Genomic DNA, 21,335 nt, shown 5'->3' on the forward strand with positions numbered 1-21,335 from the left:
CCGCTGTCCCGTCCACGGGACAGCGGCACCGATCCGGTGTCAGTCGAAGCTCAGCGGCCTGCGATCGACTCGATGAGCGAGCCGTTCTGCTCCAGGATCTGCTGATACTGGGCTTCGAGGCCGTGCTGCTTGGCCAGGTCGCTGCCGACGGACTTGGCCTGCTCGACCAGGGCCTTGGGGCCGCCGGGGACGGCGGGAAGGGCGGGTGCGGCGGGCTCGGGGGCCTGCTCCGGCTCCTGAACCGCCTGGGGCTCCGGCTCGGAGGTGCCCGGCCGCAGGTACTGGCCGCACACCGGCCAGGCGCCTTGGCCCTGGCTGGCGAGCACGTTCTCCGCGACGCGGATCTGCTCGTCCTTGCTTGCGTTGTTGGCGGAGCCGTGGCCACCGTTGGCGGCCCAGGTGCTCTGCGAGAACTGCAGGCCGCCGTAAAAGCCGTTGCCGGTGGCGATGCCCCAGTTGCCGCCGCTTTCGCACTGCGCGACGCCGTCCCAGTTATGGGCAGGCGCGGCCGATGCGGTCGCGGAGGAGAGTGCGAACGGGACGGCAACAAGGGCGCCGGTAACAGCGGCAAAGCCGAGGGCGCGGGCGTTGAACTTCCGGTTCTCAGTCATAAGTGCATTTCCCTCCCTGCGCCTACCAACTCGGCGAAACAGTCGCCGGTCCCTGCCCCCAGGTTGTCGGGGATCCTCGAACCGCGGGGCAGGGTCGCCGGTATTCGAACGGTTCGAGTTCGAGCCCTTCACGGATGATCCGGGCCGTGAACGCACGGTAACGAAGAAATCTCGGCAGATCACGTCTTGATAACACTCGCATTCCATGATGCGAATAACCCGAATATGGCCCTTTGCGCAGGTGAGTAATGCCGCCGACACGCATTCTGGACGGTCTGTTATAGCAACGTTATGTGTTCGAGATCACTACGATATTGTGGCCCGGATCACGTTTAACCGGTTGCCGCGCCCGGTGATAGACCCATTCGCATCGACCGACCGTCCGTCGCGCGCGGCCCGTCGCCGAGAGGTCCGTGTGACCCCGCTCTCCCGCCCCTGGAACCTGCCTCCACGTGGAGCAAATGCGCGTCTAACCAGCCGATTTGGCGTCAGCGTGAACCCGTGTGTAATGTTGTGTTTACCGACGCGGGGTGGAGCAGCTCGGTAGCTCGCTGGGCTCATAACCCAGAGGTCGCAGGTTCAAATCCTGTCCCCGCTACAACGAAGAACGGCCCGGAACACACAGTTCCGGGCCGTTTTTCTGTGCCGTCAGTGGTTGTCGGCCGACACCGTGAAGTGGTGGGCGGTGATCGCCAGGTGGTGGCGCATATAGAGGCGGTGGGCGGGGGCGCGGTCGGGGCCGACTCCCGAGTCGAGATGGACGGCTTCGCAGTTCAGGCGCAGTGCTTCCTGTTTGGCCCAGGTCATGAGGAGGTCGGCGTGCCCATGACCGCGCGCCGCGGGCATGGTGATCAGGTCGTCTACGTACAGGTGATGGCCCCACGCGCTGTGCCATGCCTCGCGGAAGCCAAGCACCGAGACCGCCGAGTCGTCGGCCTCGGTGAACACCCCGACGAGGCGGTAGCCGCGCGGGCGCAGGTCGGTGTCGACGAAGTCGACGAGCGCGTCGACCGTGCCCCATCGGGGGCGCAGCTCGAGCAGCGCCGCCGCGCCCAACTTGGTCTGATCTGCGCTGATTTCGCGAATCTCGGTCATAGCTAGCGACGTTAGCGGCGCTCCTGGTCCCGAGCCGAGGGCCACTTCGCCGCAACTCCGGCAGACCACCGCACCCGGCAACCCTTAGGACTGGGCGAGTAGTCCGTCGATGATGACGCGCAGCTTCCATGCCGCCCTGGCACTGCCCCCGCTGGTGAGCAGTGGAGCGACTGCCCGGATCGTGGGGTAGCTCTCGGCGGGCAGTGCTTGGTAGACCGCGTCGAGACGAGCCGCGGTGGCGTCCACGGGCTCGGTGCCGGTCCGTGCGGCGGCTTCCAGGGCGGCGGAGGCGATGTACTGGCCGAGCAGGTCGACTGCCCAGGCACTGGCGGCATCCTGGATCCCGCCGAGCCGGAGCAGGCGCAGCATCTCCTCGATGAGCCGCAGCATGTGCGGGCCGGTCGGTGCCTCGGTGAAGCCGACGGCGGCGAGGTCGCGGTGGGTCGCGAGCGTGGCGACGATCCGGTCGACGAGCAGTTCCAGCCGAGCACGCCAATCGCCGTCCCCATCGGTCGGCAGCTCGACGGCCGCCACGGCGAGGTCGTGCGTCGACAGCATCAGCTCACGACGATCGCTCACATAGACATAGAGCGACGCGGACCCCGTATCGAGCGCCTGGGCCACCCGCCGCATGCTCACCGCGTCACAGCCCAACTCGTCGATCAGGTCGAGGGCCGCCGCCACGATCGCGTCGAGGCTCAGCGGCGCCTTCGCGGGGCTGGTACGGGGATTGGGGCGGGGGCTGCCGGGCATATGCCGAATCCTATCTTGACAAACAGTGCTCGGAGCGACCATCGTTCTGAACGATCAGTGATCGTTACGATCGGTGATCGCCCATCGAGTCCAAGGAGAGGCCATGAAGGTAATCGTGTTCGGAGCAGCCGGGCGGACGGGCCGAGTCATCGTGGCGGAGGCGCTGAACGCCGGTCACGATGTCACCGCCGCGGTGCGCACTCCGGCAAAGCTGTCATCGGTCGATCAGGAACGGTTCACCGTGGCGCGTGCCGACGTCCGCGACCCGGACAGCGTGCGTGCCGCGGTCGCGGGCCACGACGCGGTGGTGAGTGCGATCGGTCCCGCGGGCCGACACGCCGACGGCCTGTATTCCGACGGCGCCCGCGCCATGGTCTCGGCGATGCGATCCACCGGAGTGCACCGCCTGATCGCCATCACCTCCAGCGGCGTTCGCCGGGACGATCCGAATCACGCGCTGTGGTACCGGCTCGTCGCGCGAACCCTGATGAACGAGCTCTACGGCGACATGCGCCTGATGGAATCCATCATCAGCGAATCCGCCGTGGACTGGACCTTCGTCCGGCCCGCCCGCCTGACCGATGACCCGCCGACCGGCAGCTACCGCGTCCAGGACGGCGAAACGCCAAGTGGCGGTTGGAAAGTACCGGTAGCCGACCTGGCCCGCTTCATCGTCGGCGAGCTCGACGACCACCGCTGGTCACATGCCGCGCCCACCCTCGCGCAATAACATTCACACCTCATCCAGCGCGCGCCGGCCGGTGATCGGCCCCCACACGCCGACGAGGGCGACCATGGCGAGCAACGCGACGGTGATCACCGAGAACACCAGCCCGGGCCCGTTTGCGCGATCGAGCAGCGGCAGCAGCAGGAACGGCAGCAGCGCGGTGCTGACCTTCGACAGCGAATAGGTCGCGCCCGATGCGGTGCCGCGCACCGCGGTGGGGAACGACTCCGGGAGGTAGGCGTGAATCGCGTCGGAGAACACGTTGCTGGCCACGGTGAACAGGCCGCCCGACAACAGGATCAGCGGCACACTGGTGGCGAAGCCGAAGATCAAGCCGAACAGCGCCATCAACGTCGCGGTCGCCATCACGAGATACTTGCGCTCGACCCGCTCCATCAACGGGATCGCCAGCAGCGACCCCAGCGGATAGCCGAGATAGGTGATGGCCAAGTAGCTCAACGAGGTCACCACCTCGAATCCCTTGCGGTCCAGCACGAGTACCGCGAGGGTGCCGAACCCGTAGTAGCCGAACACCTGCAGGATCATCACGGCGGAGAACAGCGTCGTCTTGCCGCGGTACGGCGGCCGGACGATCGCGCTGAACGGCGTGGTTTCGGTCTTCTTCGCTTGCCGCGCAAGCCAATGCGGCGACTCCGGCATGTCCCGCCGGGCGAAGACCACCACCGCGGCACCGAGCCCGCCGATGACGAACAGCCAGCGCCAGCCGTCGATCCCGAAGGGCTGCAACGGAACCAGCCACTTGGCAAGAAATCCGACGGTCGGCACCGCGCAGAACCCGATCGTGTACGCCATCGCGATCATCCGCCCCCGCACCTGCGGCGGAACCACTTCCGACAGATAGGTATCGGACACCGTCATCTCGGCACCGATGCCGAGCCCGGCCAGGAATCGGGTGGCCATCAGGAAAATGATGTTCGGGCTGAACGCGCCGAGCAGCGTGAACCCGGAATACAACGCGATGTTGATCATGAACATCCGCCGCCTGCCGAACACATCCGACAGCCGCCCGATCACCAGCGCGCCGAGGAACTGCCCGGCGAACGCCGACGCCAAGATCCCGCTGAGCTGAAACGTGGACAGGTGCATCTCCTGCTTCAGCACCCCGGTGATGGTTCCCGCGAGGAACAGCTCGTACAGATCGAAGAACAGTCCGGCACCGACCAGCGCGACCAACTTGCGATGAATGGGACGAACCGGAAGCTCGTCCAGCCGTAGCGGTTCCCGCCCGACGTCGGATGTTGTGATCATCCCGCCATACTCCTGATCAACCCCCCTTCCAGCAACAAATGAGCGTGGTGTGTCCGCTTCGCGAAGCTTGCTCCGCCGTTGTCGGAACGTGCCCGTCCGGAACCGCGATTTCCCCCTACCCGGCAGTGCCGCGGTGGTTGACTTGCCGCGTGCCGGCCGCGTCCGGCCGCACTTGAAGTACACCGAGGTCAGGAGGCCACGGATATGCCTACTCATGACGGAAGCTGGCTGCAAGGGACACCGTGCTGGGTCGACAGTCAGGTCGACGACACCACGCGGGCCCGCGAGTTCTACGGGGAGTTGTTCGGCTGGGAGATCATGGACGGCCCGCCGGACGCGGGCGGTTATCTGATGGCGCTACGCCACGGCAGGCCCGCCGCGGGGATCGGGCGCAAGCCCGAAGGCATGGTCATGCCGTCGGTGTGGACCACCTACTTCGCCGCCGACGACGCCGACGAGATCGCCGAAAAGGTCACGGCGGCAGGTGGTTCGGTGATGATGCCACCGTTCGATGTGCTCGATGTCGGCCGGATGTTCGTCGCCGCCGATCCGGTCGGCGCGATCTTCGGCGTGTGGGAAGCCAAGGCGCATACCGGGGCGGGCGTCTACAACGAGGACGGCGCGTACTGCTGGAACGAACTGCACACCGATCAGTACAAGCAGGCGCAGGAGTTCTACGCGGCCGTATTCGGTTGGCACTACACCGAAATCGGGGACGGCCAGGATTTCGTCTACTCCACCTTCGGCCTGACGCAGGACAGCGGCCCGGTCGGCGGCGTCAACGACGCGAGCAAGACGCCGGGCGATTCCCCGTCGTTCTGGTTGAGCTGGTTCCAGGTCGACAACACCGACGCGGCCGTCGCGAAGGCCACCGAGCTGGGCGCGACGGTGCTGATGGGCGTGCACGACAGCGCGTTCGGCCGGATGGGCGTGCTACAGGGTCCGCAAGGCGAGGCGTTCGGCGTCATCGACCCCGCGACGACGGTGAGTGAGCCGCAGGCAGGGGCGTAATCGGGGGAACGGCCACCTCGGTCTGTCGAGTCGTCGCCTTGACGGCCCTGTTCTCCGCGGCCGCCGCGGCGTTGGCCAGTTCCACGTTCTCGGGAGCGGCGGCGGCTTTGTCGGCGGCTCGCGCGGCCCGATCGGCTTCGAACGCGCCGAGGAAGCTGTTGGTGGCGTCCTCGGTGGCGAGGACGGCGGACAAGGCGGCGTGCGCCGCGTCGGCGGCGGCTTGGGCGGCGGTGGCGGCCGACGAGGCGGCATCGGCGGCTTTCGTCGCGCTGTCGATCCCGGTGTGGATGGTGTCGCGCGGGCTGCCTGCCTTCGCCTTGCGATCGGTCTTCGTGCTCGGGGTGGCGGCGCGGCCCGCGGATTCGGCGCGATCGCGAGCACTCGCCGCGCGCTGTCGAGCCTGGTGGATCAGGGCCTGGTGCGTGGGCTGCTCGACCGAACGCGCGCCGGGCGCCTGGCCGCCGACGTCCTCGGCGCCCGCGACACCGACTCCGGAAAGGAGCAGCGCCGAACACGCGAGGACCAGGACAACGACTCGGGGGCGATCCCTACGCATAGTGCTCCATCCTCGAAGAAGACCGGGCAGTCGGATTCACCGTACGTCGCCGCTGCCGGATTCGCGAAGACCTCAGGTGGCGCGCCGTGTCGCATCTGTGCTGGTCACCGCCCTGCCGATCGGCGGTATCCGGGCGGGGTGCCTGCGACAAGACCGTGCTCGTGGGCGTAGACGACCGCATGGATGCGGTCGCGCACACCGAGTTTGGCGAGTACGCGGGAGACATGTGTCTTCACCGTTTCCGCACCGACGCCGAGCAGGAGCAGCACTTCCAGCTCGCGGGCGGTGAGCTGATCGACCTCGGCCGGGGTGTGGGGTGGAGCGAGGGTGGTCGCGAAGCGCGTTGCCAGCCGGCGCGTCATCGACGGATCGATCAGGGCATCGCCACGTGCCGCGATGCGGATGGCGGCCACGAGCTCTTCCGGCGGCAGGCTCTTCAACAGGAAACCGCTCGCCTCGGCCTGCAGCGCGCGATAGAGGTTGGCATCGCTGTCGTAGGTGGTGAGCACCAAGACATGGGTGCCGCCCGCCTCACCAAGAACATCGGCACCGACAACCCACTGGAGGTCAACTACCACGAGCTGGCCGGACTGGTCCGCGACGTGCGCTGTGCCACCACCTGGCGCGGCCGCCTCGGCTACGTCTTCGGCCCGCCCGGCTGGGCCGAGCAGGTCTCGGTAGCGCAGGTGCCGCAGGAGCCAGAACGGTCCAACTCACCTGAGCGTGACCGGGCGGTGCCTTGCATCGCCCGGATTCACCTATCCGCCAGTCGGTTTCAGGCGTTGTCCAGAAAGAAGCGCAGGCTGGCGATGCTCGGCGAGCCGGCGGCGAATTCGACGAACGCGACCCCGCGGGTATCCCCGAAACGCACCGACGCCGTCACCGTGCGACCGGCCGCGATCAGCTTGCCCCAGCGCATGTTTCGCGCCCGGTTGGTGAACTCCTCCACCGAAATCGGGGTGCCTGCGGGCAATTCGATCACGGCATAGTGCCCGAGCAGTCCGCGGACGCGCACGATATCCGTGCTGCCCGCCGCGGCGAACAACCGGGATGTCACCCGCCTGCCTGTCCGGCCGACCCCGCCGAGCGCCCGCATCATGCCGAGCGCGCCCTCGACCCCCAGATTGCTGATCAGCTGCGGCCCGAGCCGCATCGCGGCACCTAGCCCGCTCGGCCCGGTTCGCAAGAGCTGCACGATCATCGGGCCGAGCTCCCAGTGCGCGGCCAGCTGCGCGATCTTCCAGTCGCCGTCCTCCTCGGTGAGCTGATAGCGCAGGTGCATCGGGACCGAGACCCTGGCGCCGGTCGACATGGTGGTCTCGATGGTCAGATCGCGCACCACCGTCGGCGGCGCCACGATGTCGCGCTCGACGCGAAAGGCGATGTCGTTCGGGCCGATAAAGGTGTCGTAGAAGCTTTCGATGGCGGCCCGGCCGACGTGCGGGCGGGAGCCGACTGGGTCGTTCACCTCGGCGTCGGTAGTGAAGAGGTCGACCCACGCGGATTTGTCGTGCGCGGCGACCGCGCGTGGTGACGCCTGGACGGCCGCCAACAGCTCCGCGGCCGAGGGTTCCAGCGGCATGACAAATCCTCCGATGTCGACGATGACTCGACCCCATGGTAGAACAAGTTCCAGTTGGACCAGTGTGGCCGGGGCGGACGCATCGGCGATGAAGCAACTCTCCGGTGTGATGGACGAGTCTCGCAATAACGATGCATGAACGTTGCATTGTCCTGGCGTCTCGCTAGAGTCGAGGGATGGGCATCGAGTGTTCGAGCGTCGTCGCGGCACCCCGGTCCGAGGTTTTCGACTGGTACGCCCGACCAGGCGCGTTCGCGCGGCTGGCGCCGCCGTGGCAACCGGCCTCGGTGCTCGCCGAGGCCGGTTCGCTGGCCGACGGCAAGGCCGTACTCGGGCTGCCGGGCGGGCTGCGCTGGGTGGCTCAGCACGATCCCACCCGCTACGACCCGCCGCACCGATTCGTCGACCGGATCGCCGTCGACGGTCTCGGTTCGCTGCCCGCGGGCCTGCTGCTGCGGTGGCGGCACACGCACGATTTCGAGATGCTCGACGAGGCGCACACCAGGGTGCTGGATCGGGTCGAGTCCCCGGTGCCCGCGTTCGTCCTGCGCCCGATGTTCGACTACCGCTATCGGCAGCTGGCAGACGATCTGGCCGCGCACTCGGACGCGGAGCGAGCGGGCTTCGCGGCCAAGACAATCGCGGTGACCGGGGCCTCGGGTCTGGTCGGCTCGGCGCTCATCGCGTTCCTGACGACCGGCGGCCACACCGTGCTCCGCCTGGTCCGGCATTCGCCGAAAACCGGTGAAAGGCAGTGGAACCCGGACGATCCCGCATCCGATCTGCTCGACGGGGTAGACGCGGTGGTGCATCTGGCGGGCGCCTCGATCGCGGGCCGATTTACCGACGAACACAAGCAGGCCGTGCTGGACAGCCGGATCGGACCGACCGAGCGGCTCGCCGCGCTGGCCGCCCGCGCGGGCGTGCCGACCTTCGTCAGCGCGTCCGCCGTCGGCTACTACGGCTACGACCGTGGCGACGAACGGCTGCCCGAGAACGCTTCGCGCGGTGACGGTTTCCTCGCCGACGTGGTCGACGCGTGGGAGGCGGCGGCCGACGCGGCCCGCGGGGTCAGAGTCGTCAAGGTGCGTACCGGCATCGTGCAATCGCCGCGCGGCGGCACCCTGCGTCTGCTGCGGCCGCTGTTCGCGACCGGGCTCGGCGGCCGGATCGGCGACGGCGAGCAGTGGCTGTCCTGGATCGGCATCGACGATCTGGTGGACATCTACCACCGCGCGCTGTGGGACACCACTCTGTCCGGTCCGGTGAATGCCGTTGCCCCGCAGCCTGTTCGCAACAGCGAGTACACCCACATCCTGGCCGGCGTGCTGCGCAGGCCCGCACTGGTTCCGGTGCCCGAGTTCGGCCCGGCGCTGCTACTCGGCGAACAGGGTGCGCGCGAGCTCGCCGCCGCCAGTCAACGGGTGGTGCCCGCCGTGCTGGACAAGGCCGGGCATCGGTTCCGCACACCGGATCTCGCCTCGGCGCTGCGCCATCTGCTCGGTCGCGCCCGTCGCTGAACCGCCGGATCAGCGGGTGAGCAGGATCTGGTGCACATCGAGGTAGCCGCAGCGAAACCCGGCTTCGGCGTGCGCCAGATATAGCCGCCACATCCGCCGGAAGATCGGATCGAAGCCCAGCTCCGCGACGCGGTCGGCGCGGGCGTTGAACCGTTGCTGCCACAGCCGCAGCGTGTGCGCGTAATGCTCACCCATCGACAGTTGTTCGCGGACAACGAGTTCGGTGCGCCGCCCGGCCACATCGGCGAGCAACCGGGTCGACGGCAGGAAGCCGCCGGGGAAGATGTATTTCTGCACCCAGGTATAGGTGGAGCGGGTGGCGAGCATGCGGTGGTGCGGCATGGTGATCGCCTGGATCACCGCGCGCCCGTCCGGTGCCAGCACCCGGTCGATGGTCTCGAAAAACGTCTCCAGGTATTCGTAGCCGACCGCCTCGATCATCTCCACCGACACCACCGCGTCGAATTCGCCGGTCACCCGACGATAGTCGAGCAGGTCGATGGTGACGCGCTCGGACAGGCCCGCGGCGGCGATGCGATCCAGCGCGAGCGCGCGCTGCTCGGTGGACAGTGTCACCGATCGCACCGTCGCGCCGCGGGCGGCCGCGCGCAGCGCCAATTCGCCCCAGCCGGTGCCGATTTCGAGCAGCCTGGTGCCTGGTCCGACGCCGGCGCGATCGAGTATCCGATCAATCTTGGCCTGCTGGGCGGCAGCGAGGTCGGCCCAGCGCGGCGGGGGCGCGGTGGCCGGGAACAACGCACTCGAATAGGTCAGTGTCTCGTCCAGGAACAGCTCGAACAGATTGTTCGACAGGTCGTAATGCCTGGCGATATTGCTTCGGCTGTTCGATTCGCTGTTGCGTTCGGCGGCGGGGTGCCTCGATACATAGAGGCGGCGGAGCGCACGTATCGGTGCGGGGACGAGCGTGCCGATGTGCGCGGCGAACACGGTGAGCGTCGCGGCCGGATCGGGTGCCGACCAGTCGCCCGCCATATACGACTCGCCGAAGCCGATCAGCCCGCCGACCCCGAGCCTGGCGGTGAAGTCAGCCGGGCGGTGCAGGATCAGCCGTGGCGCGTCGGCCGCGCCCGCACCGAGGACCGCCCCGTCCGGGTACTCGACCCGGATCGGGAGCGTGCGCACCGCGCGCCGGAACAGCCGGTCCGCCACGGCCGCGGCGATCCTGGCGCCGGTACCGGTCGGCACCCGATCGACGTCGGGCCAATACGACGCGGGCGGCGCTGTGACGTGCGGGTGGATACTCACGACCGCGCCGCACTGACGTTCGGCTCCGTCGTACGTACGCGGTGCCTTCGGTTCACTCGCTGACGCTCGTTCACTGCGAATACTCCTCGAAGTGCTTGGCCGGTCGGCGGACGAGAGGCGGGCCGCGCGCTCAGAGCCGCACGCCGTGCCTGCGAATAAGCGCCGAGACCACAAGTGGGGCAAGGGGTACCGCCACTGTCGCGCGCAGGATGGTACGCACGGTGGCCGAATGGCAACGTCCGGTCGTCGAGGCGGCGAAAATCGGCTGGCGGTGGCCGAACGATTGCTACCGCAGTCGGGTGAGATGCTGTCCCGCTTCATCACACCGTCGACGTATTGCCTCGATTACGCATCGTTTTATGGTAACGGCCGCAAAACGATGCACCATGTGGCGCGCGATCCGGCTCGCGTCAGCTCAGATAATCGATGGCTTCGGCCAGGCTCGCGACACGTTCCGCGGCGTCGGGCAGGATCACCGAATCCCAGCCGGGCCCCCCGACGAGCACCCGTGACCCCGCGTCCAGGCAGAACCGCACCGCCGAGGTCAAGGCGGTCGATTCCTGCTGCGACCACAGCATTACCGCGGCGGGCTGATCGTGTCGCGCGAGGCTGTCGGTCAACGCGCTGGTCGGCACATCCGCGCCGAGCATGTACGCGCTGACGTCGCGCTCGGCGAGTCCCGCGCGCAGCACCTCGAGCGGAAGTGCGTGCGTTTCTCCGCTGGTGCAGGCCAGCACCACGGGATGTGGCGTGGGCACATCCGGCGGCGGATTGGTGCGATGCAGTACCGAGGTGATGCACCATGACAGCAGGTGCTCCACATCGATGCACCCCTCGCCGGCGCCCTGACGCGCGACGATGTCGGCGAAGGCGGGGCGGCACAGCTGATCCCACGTGGCCACCACCCCGAACGTGCGGAAATGCGCCTCCAGATAGCTGGACACCGCGCGCGTCTCGAGCGTGAATGCCGCGGCGAGTAACGGGAATCGGTCGCCGAGGCGCGGTACCGGTCCGCGCACCGCCGCCGCCGCGCCCGCCGGGCTCGCGCCGTCCTGGATCAGCGTGAGCATCTGCCCGAGCAGCGCGATGTCGGTTTCGGTGTAGAGCCGATGCTTGCCGGGTCGATGCTGTGGCGGCCCGATGCTGTAGCGGCGATTCCAGCTTCGCAGCGTCGCCGTGGGGATGCCGAGGCGCTCGGCAACCGCGCGGACCGTATATCCGGCCGCGTCGGAAGCGGAAGCGGAACCGGCGGACATTGTCCTATTCTGCCTCTTCCGGTTCGCCCGATTCGCCATGCCCTGGCGGCCGCGCGTCGCGCGGGCTATCCGGTGCCGGTGGCACGGCGGTCAGCCCTGCGCGGTGCCGGTCGCAGTCGCACCGCACCACGGACCCCGGGCAGCCGCGACCGCGACGGTCGATTCCGCCTGCGATCCGTGGCAGCCAGGGCGAGGTCACGGGTTCCTCCTTGAATCAGGACTTTGAATCAATCATGCATCGTTATGAGCTACCATGGCCAGTGTCGTCGTTTTCCGAGGAGTTCGCGTGACATCTCGAACGAAGCGTTATCCCGTTCGCCTGTTCGTTGCCATGGCCGCATCGGCCGTCGCGATCTCGGCGATGGGGAGCGCGCAAGCAGCCCCCGTCGCCGCGCCATCGCCGGTGCCGTCGCTCGATCTGAACCGGTACCTGGGCACCTGGAATCAGCTCGCGGCGGTGCCGCAGTACTTCAACCTCGTCTGCGCGCGCGATACGCAGGCGAATTACGCGCTCGACGCGCAGGGCAACGTCGCGGTCCGCAATACCTGCACCACCTGGTCCAACATGAACAACGAAATCGCGGGCACCGCCACGGTCAATGACCTGATGACCGGCGCGCAACTGCACGTCAGCTTTCCCGGCGTGCCCACTCAGGAACAGCTCGACGGGCCGACCAACTACATCGTGACGGCGCTCGACCAGGACTATTCGTGGGCGGTCGTCACCGATCCCGGCCGCACCTCCGGCTTCGTACTCGCCCGCGCGCCCATGCTGGACGCGGCCGCGTGGGCGCAGGTGCGTGCGGGAATCGTTGCGGCAGGCCAAGATCCGTGCGTATACCTGACCTCGCCGGCGACGGGTGGTCTGGCGAAAATCGTTCCGCTCTGCACGCTCTGACAAGCGCTCCCGGCGCCTGCGAGGGTCGCGTCGACGGTGCCGGGCTTTGAGCCGCCTCACGCCACCGTGGCGCCACCCTCATGGATGCCGGGTCGTTGTCACTTCACCCAGCGAAGAGGAGTAGATGACCGTCACCATCGCCTTGTTCACCCGTGATCTGCGGGTGCACGACAACCCCGTACTCACCGCGGCGCATCGCGAAGGTGCCGCGGTGGTACCGCTTTTCGTCATCGACGACGCCATCTCGGCGGGCCGTTTCGCCGCGCCGAATCGCGCACGCTTTCTGGCCGCCGCCTTAGGCGAGCTGGACGCCGAGCTACAGGCGATCGGTGGTCGACTGGTGGTACGGCGCGGTGATGTGGTCGCGGAGGTGGCGCGGGTAGCCGCGGACGTACACGCCGACAGCGTGCACATCGCCGCCGATGTGAGCCGGTACTCGCAGCGACGCGAACAGGCGCTGCGGGAACGACTGGGGCAGCGCGGATGCCTGCTGCACACGCATACTTCGTCGATCACCGCCGCCGATCCCGCGGAGCTCGTTCCGTCCACCGGGCGAGACCATTTCGCGATCTTCACTCCGTATTTCCGGCGATGGGCCGAGACGCATCAGCGCAAGCCGTTCGGAAAGCCACGCGAGCTGACCATGCCGCCGGTGGCGAGCGATCCGCTGCCGGATGCCGGGGAACTCTGCGCGGGCCCGAGCTCGCCACAGCTCGCGGTCGGTGGCGAGACGACGGGGCGAAAGCTGCTGCGGGACTGGCTGTCCGGGCCGATCGAGGGGTACGAGGACAGCAGTGACGACCTCGCCGCCGACGCCACCTCACACCTGTCGGCGTATCTGCACTTCGGCTGTGTATCGCCGGTCGATCTGGTGCATCGGGTCGACATGTCGACGCCCGGCGGTCATGCTTTCGCCAGGCAGCTGGCGTGGCGCGACTTCCATCACCAACTGCTCGCCGCCCGCCCGGACGCCGCATGGTCGGATTACCGGCCCCGTTCGATCAGTTGGCGCGCCGATCCCCAAGCCGTGGCGGCCTGGCAGGACGGCCGCACCGGCTACCCGATCATCGACGCGGCGATGCGGCAGTTGCGGGCCGAAGGCTGGATGCCGGGTCGCGCCAGGCTGATTGCCGCCAGCTTCCTGGCCAAGTCGCTGCGCGTGGACTGGCGCGTCGGGGCCGAACACTTCCTGCACTGGCTGGTCGACGCCGATCTGGCGAATAATCAACTCAACTGGCAGTGGGTGGCGGGCACCGGTACCGACACCAGGCCGAATCGGGTGCTCAACCCGCTGCGCCAAGCCAAACGCTACGACCAGGACGGCGATTACGTCCGTCGCTGGCTGCCCGAGCTGGCACATATCTCCGGTGCCGCGGTGCACACGCCGTGGCGTGAAAACGTCGATCCGGCGGTGTACCCCGCGCCGATCATCGAATGTGTCGGTATGTAGCGCACCGATATTGCCCGTATGGTCGAGCCGACGGCGCGATGCCAGAATGGTTCGATGGCAACCATCGTGGCCTTTCATGCGCACCCGGATGACGAAACTCTGCTGACGGGCGGCACATTGGCCGCCGCGGCCGCGGCGGGGCACCGGACGGTGATCGTCGTGGCCACCGACGGGCACATGGCCGCGCTCGATGGGCGAAAAGCTTTGCGGCTGAACGAATTGGCGGCTAGCGCGGCCGCGCTCGGCGTCGCCAGGGTGGTGCATCTCGGCTACGCCGACAGCGGCCACGGCGCCGTGCTGTTCGCGGATCCGCCGGATCGCGTGCGCTTTCTGCGGGCCGAGGTGGACGAGGCCGCCGAGCGGCTCGCCGCGATCCTGCGCGAGGAGAACGCCGAGATCCTGCTGAGCTACGACCGCAACGGCGGCTATGGGCATCGTGACCACGTACGGGTGCACGAGGTCGGTACCCGGGCCGCCGAGTTGGCCGGTGTGCCACGGGTGCTCGACGCCACCGCGCCTCGCGAAAATGTCGCGCGCATAGTGCGTTTCCTTCGATCACTGCGAGGCCGGATCGGCCCCTCGCTCCTCGGATCGCTGTACAGCGCGGGTTCCGAGATCACCCATCGCATCGATGTGAGCGACTACGCGGCGCAGCGCAAAAAGGCTGTCGCCGCGCACCGTTCGATCATCGAGGGATCGGGCAGCTTCGCCACGATCGCCAAAGTCATACTGCGACTACCGACGCCGATCCTCGGCCGGGTCATGCACTGGGAGTGGTATATCGAAGAGGGCGCGGTGCCGGGGGATAGCCCGCTCGACGACATCTTCAAACCTGCCCGACGCTGACTTTCGTTGGCTGCCAACCGGTGTCGGTCAGGTAGTCACGTCGACAGCTGCCCGCGGGGCAGCGCGACCGTGAAGATGGCCCCCTCACCGGGTTCGCTGTGCACAGTGACGCGCCCGCCGTGCGCCGCGACCAGTGCGTGCACGATCGAGAGACCGAGCCCGCTGCCACCGCTCGCCCTGGTCCGTGAGGTGTCCGTGCGATAGAACCGTTCGAAGACGCGGGCGGCGGCATCGGGGGACAGTCCGGGGCCGGAGTCGATCACATCGATGCGGACTTCGTCGCGAGCAGGGGTGAGCCGCACCATGACAGCGGCCTCGGGCGGGGTGTGGGCGAGGGCGTTGCCGAGCAGGTTGGCGAGTACCTGGCGCAGTCGCGGCCCGTCGCCGATCACGTCCATGGTGCCCTCGCCGGTGTTCACCACGACGCCGATGCGCCGCTCGGGCGACGTCTGCTGCCGTGCGGCCATGGCTTGGGCGTTGTGTACGGCATCGCCCGCCAACGCGAGCAGGTCCACCGGTTTGCGCTCCAGCGGGCGCTTTTCGTCCAACCGAGCCAGCAGCAGCAGATCCTCGACGAGCAACCCCATCCGCTCCGCCTCGGATTCGATCCGCCCGACCACCATGGTGGCATCGGTGCTCGCGCCCTGCCGATACAGCTCGGCGAAGCCGCGGATGGTGGTCAGCGGCGTGCGCAGCTCGTGGCTGGCATCGGCGACGAACTGGCGCATCTTGGCCTCGGAACGGCGCGCCGCCTCCTCCGAAGCCTCGGTCGCGGCCACGCCGTACTGGATCTGGGCGAGCATCTCGTTCAACGAGCGGGCCAGATGATCGACCTCGGTGTCCACGCCGCGCACCGGGACTCTGCTGTGCAGGTCGCCGCCCGCGATGGCCGCCGCGGTGTCCTCCACCTCGCGCAGCGGCCGCAGGCTGCGCTGGATCACCAGGTAGCCGACCACGCCCAGCGCGACCAAGGCGATGGTGCCGGTGGCGAGCTCGAAAAAGATCAAGCGGGACACCGTCTCTCGATTGTCGGTGAGCGGCAATCCGATGGTGGTCGAGCCGTATTGGTTCGAGGTGGTCAGTACCCGCCAGTGCACCGACGAGTCGTCGGCGGAGCCGACCGTCGTCGGGCTGTCGCCGGTCTGCCCGCTGAGATCCGGTACGCCCGAGGCGTTTCCGCCGCCGGGCACCTCGAAGAACACCTGGCCGCCCGCACTCTTGTGCAGCTCGAAGAACCGGCGCGGCTGCTCGGCCACCGATCGGGGCTGCGGCGGTGGACCTGGGGAGTCGGCCGGAACCCATTGCACAGCACCGTCATTCGTGCGCACCTGCTTCATCGGCCGCGGCTGCGCCCACCCGCGCGACGCGTCGTAGAGCTGCTCGTCGGTGCGCTGGGTCAACGATTGACTCAACGCCGACGTCACCGCCGCCCCCGAGGCGATCAGCGCCGACGCCGTCAGCACGAGCAACGCGATCACCAGCCCGATCCGCAGCGGTACCGACGCCACCCGCCGCGACAGTCGTGCGCGCGCGTTCATGCCCGCCTCGACTGTGGTTCACGTGGCAGGTGACCAACGCCGATCCCGATTCGCGCGAGAGGTGTGCCGATCATGCCCACATGATCGCGCCGCTACCGCTGTCGCAGCTGCGAGCGAGCTGGGTATCTGCTGTGAGGATCCGACCAGGGGCGCCCGCACCGCGCCGTTGCGCTGCGGACACCCGGGCCGGTTGGCTCGTGCCGATCAGCGGCGATACGGCGTAAAGACCTAGTACCCATTCGGTGCGCCGCTCACCCCTTCCTTCGGTGAGTTCGATCGCGCGCGTGATTTCGCTGAATCCGGGTCGGGGTTGGCGAGCCTGCCCACGCTGGATTGGTGCACACGATGATCTCGGTTAACGCCACCGTTCGCAGCGGCGAAAGACCAATTACCCAGCGCCGAGGCAACCGCGCTGATCCGCAAGGTCCGCAGGCACACCGACGATGGAGGCCCACCGTGTTGAACCGCACCCACCTGCTCGCCCTACCGGTACTCGCCGCCGCCCTCGCGATCACCGCGGGCCCCGCCGCCGCCCAAACCGGTGACCTCGATACGTGGACCCCCGTCGACTACCGCGACTATCTGGCGACCGACGCCGAACACAACGGCGCCCTCTTCTTCGAGACCCCAGACGGCCGCAGCTGCGGCTTCCACTGGAACAGCGGCCCCGCCGGTTGCGACGCCGTGCCGATCGACGCGCCACCCGGAACCAACCAGATCCGCTCCTCCATCATCGAACCCGCTCACTTCGTCACCGCCGACCATCCCACCTTCACCCACCCCAACGGCGCGAAGGTGCTCCCCGAGGGCCACAAGGTCACCTTCGCGGGCACCACCTGCGGCGTCGGCTACCAGGGCACCGTCGACTGCGAAACCGGCGACCACGGCTTCGTCCTCGCCGCTACCTACAGCGTCCTGCACTGATCAGCCATGGTCGGCAGCAGGCCGGCCGATCTCCGGCAGCCAGGTCCGGCCGGGTCGAGTCCAGGTGCGGTCCTTGATCATTCGGCGGGCCGCCCGCTGATTCCGCCCGATCAGCCGTTCGAGGTAGAGGCGGCCCGCGAGGTGGTCGGTCTCGTGCTGCAGGCAGCGCGCCAGGTATCCGGTGGCTTCGACGGCGACCGGCCGACCGGTCACGTCCACCCCGGTGACCCTCGACCAGTGCGCACGCCCGGTGGGATACCACTCGCCCGGCACCGACAGGCAGCCTTCGAGGTCGTCGTCGGGGTCGGGCATGGTCTCCGGAATCTCGGAGGTCTCGAGGATCGGGTTGACGACGCAGCCGCGGTGCCGAACCTCGTTGTCCACCAGGTCATAGACGAACACCGCCCGGCCGTCGCCGACCTGATTGGCCGCCAGGCCCGCCCCGTTGGCGGCGGTATTGGTCTCGTAGAGATCGTCGACGAAGGCCGCGAGTTCGTCATCGAAAGTGGTGACAAGTGTTGCCGGAGTAGCCAACCGAGGGTCGCCCGCGATCAGTATTGGTCGAACAGCCATGCCCCACAGATTACTCAAATCGACCACCAACCCGACCACCGCCGGCCGGACCAGAACATCGTCGACGACCTGATAGTCGACCACGCGGAATCCGCGTCCCATCCGAAATAGACTGGCACAAAACACTTCTCGCCAACATCGATAATCTCGACGCCGCCCATTGACACCGGGCCCCGGATCCTGCCCGCAGTCGACCGACGCCGCCGTCATGATGGGTGGGTGGCTGAATTCTTGGTATTGGTCAATGGGTTGCCAGGGGCGGGGAAGTCGACGTTGGGGCGGCCGTTGGCGGCGGCGCTAGGTGGGACCTTCCTGTCGAAGGACGCGGTCAAGGAGGCTTTGGCGGAGTGCGTTGGTGATGACGCGGTGATTCCCGCGTTGGGTGGCATTGCGATGGACGCGGTGTGGGCGTTGGCCCAGGCGGTCTCGGGGACTGTCGTCGTTGACTCGTGGTGGTTCAGGCCTCGGGATTTGGGGTTTGCCAGGGCGGGGATCGAGAAGGCTGGGGCTGATCGGGTTGTGGAGGTCTGGTGTGACGTCCCGGCGGAGGTGGCGAAACGTCGCTATGTGAGCAGGCGGCGGGGGGCGTTGTACTGCGACGAGCAGCGTCTCACCGAGCAATGGGATACCTGGGTTGCGCGGGCCGTGCCGCTCGGGCTTGCGCCCATTGTGTGGGTCGATACGACACAGCCGGTTCGGCTTGCCGACCTGGCCGCGCAAATAGAGCGGCTGGCGTGATCGCGCGGAAGGGTCGAGTTGGGTTGTGGGGCAGATAGGTTCGCGGTCAGTGGCGGCGGATGCGCAGGACGTTGTCTTTGCGGACACCGGGCTGACCCTCGGGGCCCGGTTGCTCACGTTCGGCTAGGCCGTCGACTTCGACTGTCCATTCGGCGGGGTCGAGGTGCAGGCCGTCCAGGACCTCGGCGGTGGTCGGGAAGTGGACGTCGTGGGGTGGGACCGCTACCCAGGAGGGCCATTCGGCGTGGCCGACGATCAGGAGCTGGCCGCCGGGGGCGACTGCCGCGGCGGCGCGGCGGAGGATCTCTTCGCGTTCGTCTGTCTTGGCGACGGGGGAGTGCAGGTATTGGGCGGTGACGAGGTCGAACTGGCCGGCGGGGAAGGTGTTCGCGAGGTCGTGGCGCTGCCAGTCGATGTCGGTGTAGCCCTGTTCGCCGGCGCGGGCGCGGGCGCGGCCGAGCGCGGTCTCGGAGACGTCGACGGCGGTGACCCGCCAGCCGCGTTCGGCGAGCCAGATCGCGTCGGCGCCCTCGGCGCAGCCGAGATCGAGTGCCGAACCCGCCGGCGCCGCCTCGATCTCGCGGACCAGCAGGAAGTTGGGCGAGCCGGACCAGACGCGTTCCCGCTCCTGGTAGAAGTTCTCCCAGAACTCGACCGCGGTGCCGTCGGCGTCGTGAGTGTGTGTCTCGGTCATGGACACCACGATCCCCGGCACGGCGCTATAACGGCAAACTTCTTTGCTGCTTCGGCAAAACTATTCGGGCGTCGGCTCGGTATCCGGGCGTTTCTCCAGCGACGGTCCGGCCTGCTCCTCGGCTACCGCACGGTCCTCGATGAGCATGGCCGACCGCTGCCCGGATCCCCAGCCCGCGTGCGCCTCGGTCCGCATCCGCTTGACCATGTGCGGGTAGTGCAGCTCGAACGCCGGACGCTCGGACCGGATCCGCGGCAGCTCGTAGAAGTTGTGCCGCGGCGGCGGGCAGGTGGTCGCCCACTCGAGGGAGTTGCCGTAACCCCACGGGTCATCGACCGTGACAACTTCGCCATACCGGAAGCTCTTGAAGACATTCCAGATGAACGGCAACATCGAGGCACCGAGAAGGAAAGCCCCGATGGTGGAAATGGTGTTCAGCGTGGTGAAACCGTCGCTGGGCAGGTAGTCGGCATATCGTCGCGGCATACCCTCGGCCCCCACCCAGTGCTGCACCAGGAACGTGGTGTGAAACCCGACAAAGGTGGTCCAGAAGTGCCACTTACCGAGCCGCTCGTCCATCATCCGCCCGGTCATCTTCGGGAACCAGAAGTAGATCCCCGCGAACGTCGCGAACACGATGGTCCCGAACAGCACGTAATGGAAGTGCGCGACAACGAAATACGAGTCGGTGACATGAAAGTCCAGCGGCGGACTGGCCAGGATGACACCGGACAGCCCACCGAACAAGAAGGTGGTCAGGAAGCCGAGAGACCACAGCATCGGCGTCTCGAACGTCAACTGCCCGCGCCACATGGTGAAGATCCAGTTGAAGAACTTCACGCCGGTCGGCACCGCGATCAAGAACGTCATCAGTGAAAAGAACGGCAGCAGAACCGATCCCGTCGCATACATGTGATGCGCCCACACCGCCACCGACAGCGCGCCGATCGAGATCGTCGCGTACACCAGTGCGCTGTAACCGAACAGCGGCTTGCGCGAGAACACCGGGAAGATCTCGGTCACGATGCCGAAAAACGGCAACGCCACGATGTACACCTCGGGATGCCCGAAGAACCAGAACAGATGCTGCCAGAGCAGCACACCGCCGTTGGCCGGGTCGTAGATGTGCCCGCCGAGATGCCGGTCGATCGCCAACGCGAACAGCGCCGCCGTGAGGATCGGAAAGGCAAGCAGCACAAGGATGCTGGTGACCAAGATGTTCCAGGTGAAGATCGGCATCCGGAACATGATCATGCCGGGGGCGCGCAGGCAGATGATCGTGGTGATCATGTTGACGCCGCCGAGGATGGTGCCGAGGCCGGACAGGATCAGGCCCATGATCCACAGGTCGGCGCCCGCGTTCGGCGCGTGCGCCATGGTGCTGAGCGGCGTGTAGCCGGTCCAGCCGAAGTCGGCGGCGCCGCCGGGGGTGAGGAAGCCCGCGGTCGCGATGGTCGCCCCGAACAGGTACAGCCAATAGCTGAACGCATTGAGCCGGGGGAACGCGACGTCCGGGGCCCCGATCTGCAAGGGCAGCACGGCGTTTGCGAAGCCGAACACGATCGGCGTCGCGTAGAACAGCAGCATCAGCGTGCCGTGCATGGTGAACAACTGATTGAACTGTTCCGTCGACAGGAACTGCATTCCCGGCCTGGCCAGTTCACCGCGCATCAGCAAGGCCATCAGGCCGCCGATGAAGAAGAAGCTCATCGCCGTGACCAGATACATGATCCCGAGCACCTTGGGATCGGTGGTCGTGATCATCTTCCACAGGTAGGAACCCTTGGGCCCCAACCGACGCGGATACGGTCGAACCGCCTGAAGTTGTTCGGTCTGCGTCACACTCACAGCCGTCGCCACCTTCCGAACCGCCGGGCAACTCGAGGCCGGCGCGACCGGCCTGCATCAACCAAACCATGTGACCGCTGTCTCACGCCACCCCTAGATCGACTTTGCCAAAGGTTTGCCATGCGGACGCGAATGAGTCCCGCCAACTGGGCTTCTCCGGCTAGGTCAGCGCTCTGCGGC

The 21,335-nt window shown here is 67.6% G+C and carries 21 protein-coding genes and 1 tRNA gene; 9 read left to right on the plus strand and 13 right to left on the minus strand.

What is annotated here, in order from left to right; all coding sequences use genetic code 11:
* Positions 1-50 precede the first annotated feature (50 nt).
* On the minus strand, positions 51-611 hold the full coding sequence (locus ACIBCN_RS18230) for a transglycosylase family protein (RefSeq protein WP_396992727.1): 561 nt from the start codon (positions 609-611) through the stop codon (positions 51-53).
* Between the two features lie 524 nt (positions 612-1,135).
* Here ACIBCN_RS18230 and ACIBCN_RS18235 point away from each other — a divergent pair.
* Positions 1,136-1,209: transfer RNA gene (locus ACIBCN_RS18235), tRNA-Met, on the plus strand.
* 50 nt (positions 1,210-1,259) lie between these two features.
* Here ACIBCN_RS18235 and ACIBCN_RS18240 read toward each other — a convergent pair.
* A complete protein-coding gene (locus ACIBCN_RS18240) occupies positions 1,260-1,706 on the minus strand; it encodes a GNAT family N-acetyltransferase (protein WP_396992728.1) in 447 nt (148 codons plus the stop codon).
* A gap of 84 nt (positions 1,707-1,790) precedes the next feature.
* Positions 1,791-2,459 carry a TetR/AcrR family transcriptional regulator gene (locus ACIBCN_RS18245; protein ID WP_396992729.1) on the minus strand — a complete coding sequence of 223 codons (669 nt, stop codon included), beginning with the start codon at positions 2,457-2,459 and terminating at the stop codon, positions 1,791-1,793.
* Positions 2,460-2,562: 103 nt separating this feature from the next.
* On the opposite strand from ACIBCN_RS18245, the gene ACIBCN_RS18250 reads away from it, so the two are divergent.
* Positions 2,563-3,189 carry an NAD(P)-dependent oxidoreductase gene (locus ACIBCN_RS18250; RefSeq protein ID WP_396992730.1) on the plus strand — a complete coding sequence of 209 codons (627 nt, stop codon included), beginning with the start codon at positions 2,563-2,565 and terminating at the stop codon, positions 3,187-3,189.
* Positions 3,190-3,192: 3 nt separating this feature from the next.
* Here the strand turns inward: ACIBCN_RS18250 and ACIBCN_RS18255 are convergent, their stop codons facing one another.
* Positions 3,193-4,455 carry an MFS transporter gene (locus tag ACIBCN_RS18255; RefSeq protein WP_396992731.1) on the minus strand — a complete coding sequence of 421 codons (1,263 nt, stop codon included), beginning with the start codon at positions 4,453-4,455 and terminating at the stop codon, positions 3,193-3,195.
* 204 nt (positions 4,456-4,659) lie between these two features.
* Here ACIBCN_RS18255 and ACIBCN_RS18260 point away from each other — a divergent pair, with 204 nt between their 5' ends.
* A complete protein-coding gene (locus tag ACIBCN_RS18260; protein WP_396992732.1) occupies positions 4,660-5,466 on the plus strand; it encodes a VOC family protein in 807 nt (268 codons plus the stop codon).
* On the opposite strand, the gene ACIBCN_RS18265 is transcribed toward ACIBCN_RS18260, so the two are convergent.
* The 3 genes from ACIBCN_RS18265 to ACIBCN_RS18275 form a co-directional block, all read right to left on the minus strand.
* Positions 5,420-6,022, minus strand: coding sequence for a hypothetical protein (locus ACIBCN_RS18265; RefSeq protein WP_396992733.1), 603 nt, complete (start codon positions 6,020-6,022; stop codon positions 5,420-5,422). The two genes, ACIBCN_RS18260 and ACIBCN_RS18265, sit on opposite strands and share 47 nt — an antisense overlap.
* A gap of 104 nt (positions 6,023-6,126) precedes the next feature.
* A complete protein-coding gene (locus ACIBCN_RS18270) occupies positions 6,127-6,600 on the minus strand; it encodes a LuxR C-terminal-related transcriptional regulator (RefSeq protein WP_396992734.1) in 474 nt (157 codons plus the stop codon).
* Positions 6,601-6,797: 197 nt separating this feature from the next.
* Positions 6,798-7,604 carry a nuclear transport factor 2 family protein gene (locus ACIBCN_RS18275; protein ID WP_396992735.1) on the minus strand — a complete coding sequence of 269 codons (807 nt, stop codon included), beginning with the start codon at positions 7,602-7,604 and terminating at the stop codon, positions 6,798-6,800.
* Between the two features lie 176 nt (positions 7,605-7,780).
* Between ACIBCN_RS18275 and ACIBCN_RS18280 the strand changes: the two genes are divergently transcribed.
* A complete protein-coding gene (locus ACIBCN_RS18280; RefSeq protein ID WP_396992736.1) occupies positions 7,781-9,124 on the plus strand; it encodes a TIGR01777 family oxidoreductase in 1,344 nt (447 codons plus the stop codon).
* Between the two features lie 9 nt (positions 9,125-9,133).
* Here ACIBCN_RS18280 and ACIBCN_RS18285 read toward each other — a convergent pair whose 3' ends face one another.
* Together ACIBCN_RS18285 and ACIBCN_RS18290 are read right to left on the minus strand one after the other, a co-directional pair.
* Entirely contained in the window at positions 9,134-10,390 is a 1,257-nt protein-coding gene (locus ACIBCN_RS18285) for a class I SAM-dependent methyltransferase (RefSeq protein ID WP_396992737.1), read from the minus strand.
* A 410-nt stretch (positions 10,391-10,800) separates the two neighbouring features.
* A complete protein-coding gene (locus ACIBCN_RS18290; protein WP_396992738.1) occupies positions 10,801-11,646 on the minus strand; it encodes a MerR family transcriptional regulator in 846 nt (281 codons plus the stop codon).
* Positions 11,647-12,007: 361 nt separating this feature from the next.
* Between ACIBCN_RS18290 and ACIBCN_RS18295 the strand changes: the two genes are divergently transcribed.
* The 3 genes from ACIBCN_RS18295 (at position 12,008) to ACIBCN_RS18305 (ending at position 14,840) form a co-directional block, all read left to right on the plus strand.
* Positions 12,008-12,544 (plus strand): lipocalin family protein, encoded by a 537-nt coding sequence (locus tag ACIBCN_RS18295; RefSeq protein ID WP_396993306.1) that lies wholly within the window; start codon positions 12,008-12,010, stop codon positions 12,542-12,544.
* A 124-nt stretch (positions 12,545-12,668) separates the two neighbouring features.
* The gene (locus ACIBCN_RS18300) at positions 12,669-13,994 is read left to right on the plus strand and encodes a cryptochrome/photolyase family protein (protein ID WP_396992739.1); all 1,326 of its coding nucleotides are present in this window, start codon (positions 12,669-12,671) and stop codon (positions 13,992-13,994) included.
* A gap of 54 nt (positions 13,995-14,048) precedes the next feature.
* Entirely contained in the window at positions 14,049-14,840 is a 792-nt protein-coding gene (locus ACIBCN_RS18305; protein ID WP_396992740.1) for a PIG-L deacetylase family protein, read from the plus strand.
* Between the two features lie 35 nt (positions 14,841-14,875).
* On the opposite strand, the gene ACIBCN_RS18310 is transcribed toward ACIBCN_RS18305, so the two are convergent.
* The gene (locus ACIBCN_RS18310) at positions 14,876-16,378 is read right to left on the minus strand and encodes a sensor histidine kinase (protein WP_396992741.1); all 1,503 of its coding nucleotides are present in this window, start codon (positions 16,376-16,378) and stop codon (positions 14,876-14,878) included.
* A 456-nt stretch (positions 16,379-16,834) separates the two neighbouring features.
* On the opposite strand from ACIBCN_RS18310, the gene ACIBCN_RS18315 reads away from it, so the two are divergent.
* Entirely contained in the window at positions 16,835-17,302 is a 468-nt protein-coding gene (locus tag ACIBCN_RS18315) for a hypothetical protein (RefSeq protein ID WP_396992742.1), read from the plus strand.
* Here ACIBCN_RS18315 and ACIBCN_RS18320 read toward each other — a convergent pair whose 3' ends face one another.
* Positions 17,303-17,875: a peptide deformylase gene (locus ACIBCN_RS18320; protein WP_396993307.1), complete on the minus strand. Its 573-nt coding sequence runs from the start codon at positions 17,873-17,875 to the stop codon at positions 17,303-17,305.
* A 219-nt stretch (positions 17,876-18,094) separates the two neighbouring features.
* Between ACIBCN_RS18320 and ACIBCN_RS18325 the strand changes: the two genes are divergently transcribed.
* Complete coding sequence (locus tag ACIBCN_RS18325) at positions 18,095-18,613, plus strand: AAA family ATPase (protein WP_396992743.1); 519 nt, start codon at positions 18,095-18,097, stop codon at positions 18,611-18,613.
* Positions 18,614-18,659: 46 nt separating this feature from the next.
* On the opposite strand, the gene ACIBCN_RS18330 is transcribed toward ACIBCN_RS18325, so the two are convergent.
* Positions 18,660-19,307, minus strand: coding sequence for a class I SAM-dependent methyltransferase (locus ACIBCN_RS18330; protein ID WP_396992744.1), 648 nt, complete (start codon positions 19,305-19,307; stop codon positions 18,660-18,662).
* 60 nt (positions 19,308-19,367) lie between these two features.
* Complete coding sequence (gene ctaD / locus ACIBCN_RS18335) at positions 19,368-21,071, minus strand: cytochrome c oxidase subunit I (protein WP_396993308.1); 1,704 nt, start codon at positions 21,069-21,071, stop codon at positions 19,368-19,370.
* Between the last annotated feature and the right edge of the window lie 264 nt (positions 21,072-21,335).

The sequence above is a fragment of the Nocardia sp. NPDC051052 genome, from assembly GCF_044456045.1.
Lineage (GTDB): Bacteria > Actinomycetota > Actinomycetes > Mycobacteriales > Mycobacteriaceae > Nocardia.